Raw genomic sequence first — 2,984 nt, forward strand, 5'->3', positions numbered from 1 at the left:
TAAAATAATCTTGCCTATTTGCCACTTTTCTTTAGTTTAATTTGTTAGAGGCGCATAGTAGGGGTGTCGAATGTGCGATATAAGACACTTATGCAAGAAAAAAAGATGAAATTTGAAATGCAAAAGGGATTGATACGATATATATTTTTAGTTTTTGCTGGTATGCTTACTTATCTTGCAACTTATGACAAAACAAATGCAATGCCCCCAATTTTCCAAAAATACTTCTTACTTCTTACTCCTATTTCGTTTTACGTAGTTGCTTGGTCATATTACGATCACGACAAAATAGTAATATATATAGCGAAATATGTTACTACAGTTATCCGTCCTAAAATTGAACAACTCCTTAACAATGAAATCAGTACATTACAATGGGAACACTTTATGCAGGAAACACGAAAAAAAGAGAAGAAAGAATTAGGTTTTTTTGGTTGGCCTATTTTCCGAGGTAATGAACATATTCTCGCATTGTTGGGGGCCGTAGTATTAATAATAATGTATATGTTGTACTACCTAAGTCAAGACTTAGATAATATAACGTCAATTGATTCAATAGAGCCTATCTTAAGTATTCTACTATTCGTATCTGACTTGTTACTATTATATTATACTGAAGAGTTTGGTAGAAAAATAAAAACTAAATATGATGAGATAATAAACGAAAACGATCAGAGTACTAAATAATAACTTCATTTACGTTAGATCTACTATATTGACTATCTTAAAATAACAATTACGCTACCCCAGTCTGAGTAACAATCCTGCATAACCACCGAACAACATAACAGCACAACCGCTCATCTCCACGGCCACTTCGTAGCCCTTTCCGAAGAGGCCAATGGGGGTGGGCGGTTGTTTTTTGACGCCGTTGCTGCCGTTACCGGGCCAACGTCGGTATAAATGGTGAAATAATGAAGTGAATTATCACTCAAAAACTCCCATATCCACTTTAAGACCGCTGTAATTGCCCACGTCCGACTTGATCCCCGTTAAGGTATGAATGGTATGGTTGGTCGCTTTGGAGAGGCGTAGGGAGCTATGTGGAGGGGCGGTTATGTAGGGTGAAGGAAGTAATTAGGCGGTTAAAAGGTTTTTCTATAGCGAATGAAGAAAGCTAAAGCAAAAGCGAAGACGTAACAGGAGGTGAGGGAGCCATATGCTTTACGAAATTATCAACCGCCTTAATGAAGAACAGCTAAAAGACGTTTTTCATATGTGCAAGCAGGAATGGTGGGGCAAAGAGCGTGAGTATCATGATTTCCATCGGGCGGTAGAGAATTCTAACTTCGTTGTGGCTTTCACGACATCCGAAACAAATAAGGTGATCGCCTTTGCCCGAGTAATTACAGATTTCGCTTACAAAGCAATTCTCTTGGATGTTATTGTAGAATCGTCTTACCAAAAAACGGGCCTTGGTCGTGAGTTGATGGAGTACATATCTAATCATCCTAAGTTAAAGTCCGTTTATATTTTCGACCTGTTCTGTATGCCGGATTTGGTTCCCTTTTATGAAAAGTGGGGATTTGTCGACAGTCTCGGTGAAGTTCGTTGTATGCGTCGGATAGGAAAACCGCATGAATAAAGAGTAAACGGTATCAGCCCGGTCCACACGCCAGGGCTGTTTTTTTTATCCCGGAACCCAGCACTGTCGGCCTAACGTCGGCATAAATGCCGAAATAATGAAGTGAATAATCACCCAAAAACCCCACACCCCATATAAGGCCGCTGTAATGCCCACGTTCAATTTGACCCTGTTATGCTAAGAATGGTATGGTTGGTCGCGTTTGAGGGCGTAGGGGGCTGAAAGTTTAAGAGTTAAAGAAAAGGGAAATATAAACAAGTGTTCATGTAACTTATTCTTGAACAAAACCGGCAAGTATAAAGCCACGTTTGTCACCGAACTGGATTCTATACCATTTTTGTTCTTGGCTATCTTCAAAGGTACGCCATATTATAACTGGTGTTCCTTTTTCTAATTCTGCGATAGTTTGATTTGGATTTTGAACGGGTTCTTCGTAGACTTTTACAGTATCTGAGTTTATCTTACCAAGCTTATTGGCAGAAACACCAATATCGGCTTTCCAACCATCTATCGTTCTGATAAGTTTGGTTTTTGCGACGACATTTTCCCCGTAGGCCTCTATGTCAGCTCCAATTACAATAGAATTGGATGTCCTTCCTACAACACGGATATTATTGCATTCAAATAAGTTAGGGTCCTCATTATTAAAGAAGTTAAACCCGCCGGGATTTTCCGTACCTTCGAACCAGATATAATCTATGGTTTTATTCGTCCAATAGGGTTGTAATAGATTCTCAAGATCATTTTTTGATTTTATATTTTTAGGATCTAAGCCGAGTTGTCGTAGATCCTCTGGATATTGATTGAAAGAAGCAATAGCTAATCGCTTACTCGCTTCCAAAGCAAAGTTGATCGCTTTTTCATCACTCAATAAAAGGTCGGTCGGTGCCTTTTTTGGTGGAGTTTTTAGAACTTGTTTTGCGATCACTTTATTTGATGTTATTGGCGTTAACGAAGATGAGGGAGATGTGGGTTCATTTTGGGACGTACATCCACTGATAAATAAAAAGGACAACACGATATGGTTTATGATAAAGGTTAATTTTTGACCTGTTCTTAAAGTCACTTCACGACTCTCCTAGAATTCATCGTCCTTAACTATTATAATAAGGAATATTTTTACATACAACAATTAAAATGCCGTTCTGTGTACGTTAAGTCGGCATAACTACGGTTGAATTGCAGTAAATAAAACCCTAAAAAACCTCCACACCCCCCATAAGGCCGCTGTAATGGTCCACGTTCGATTGAAGCCCGTTGTGGTATGGAATGGTATGGTTGTGCGGTTTTAGAGGCGTAGGGGGGAACGTGCGGGGTCGGGGTTGATGGGTGGAGGAAATTATTAGGTAAAAAAATAGGTCTACGGTCCTTTGAACTCCAATATCGAGGCATGTTAATC

At 39.2% G+C, this 2,984-nt stretch carries 3 protein-coding genes; 2 read left to right on the plus strand and 1 reads right to left on the minus strand.

From position 1 onward, the window contains the following. Positions 1–72 precede the first annotated feature (72 nt). Both H1S01_RS19785 and H1S01_RS19790 read left to right on the plus strand, forming a co-directional pair. Positions 73–687, plus strand: a complete 615-nt coding sequence (locus H1S01_RS19785) for a hypothetical protein (protein ID WP_188042106.1) — start codon at positions 73–75, stop codon at positions 685–687. 472 nt (positions 688–1,159) lie between these two features. Beyond that, complete coding sequence (locus tag H1S01_RS19790; protein ID WP_188042107.1) at positions 1,160–1,585, plus strand: GNAT family N-acetyltransferase; 426 nt, start codon at positions 1,160–1,162, stop codon at positions 1,583–1,585. A gap of 271 nt (positions 1,586–1,856) precedes the next feature. Here the strand turns inward: H1S01_RS19790 and H1S01_RS19795 are convergent, their stop codons facing one another. Next, on the minus strand, positions 1,857–2,651 hold the full coding sequence (locus H1S01_RS19795; protein ID WP_188042108.1) for an SH3 domain-containing protein: 795 nt from the start codon (positions 2,649–2,651) through the stop codon (positions 1,857–1,859). Between the last annotated feature and the right edge of the window lie 333 nt (positions 2,652–2,984).

This window comes from Heliobacterium chlorum (assembly GCF_014502795.1).
GTDB lineage: Bacteria > Bacillota > Desulfitobacteriia > Heliobacteriales > Heliobacteriaceae > Heliobacterium > Heliobacterium chlorum.

Bases quoted from the DNA above. Each gene is read 5' to 3' on its own strand.
- H1S01_RS19790 (WP_188042107.1), top strand. From the start codon at position 1,160: ATGCTTTACGAAATTATCAACCGCCTTAATGAAGAACAGCTAAAAGAC.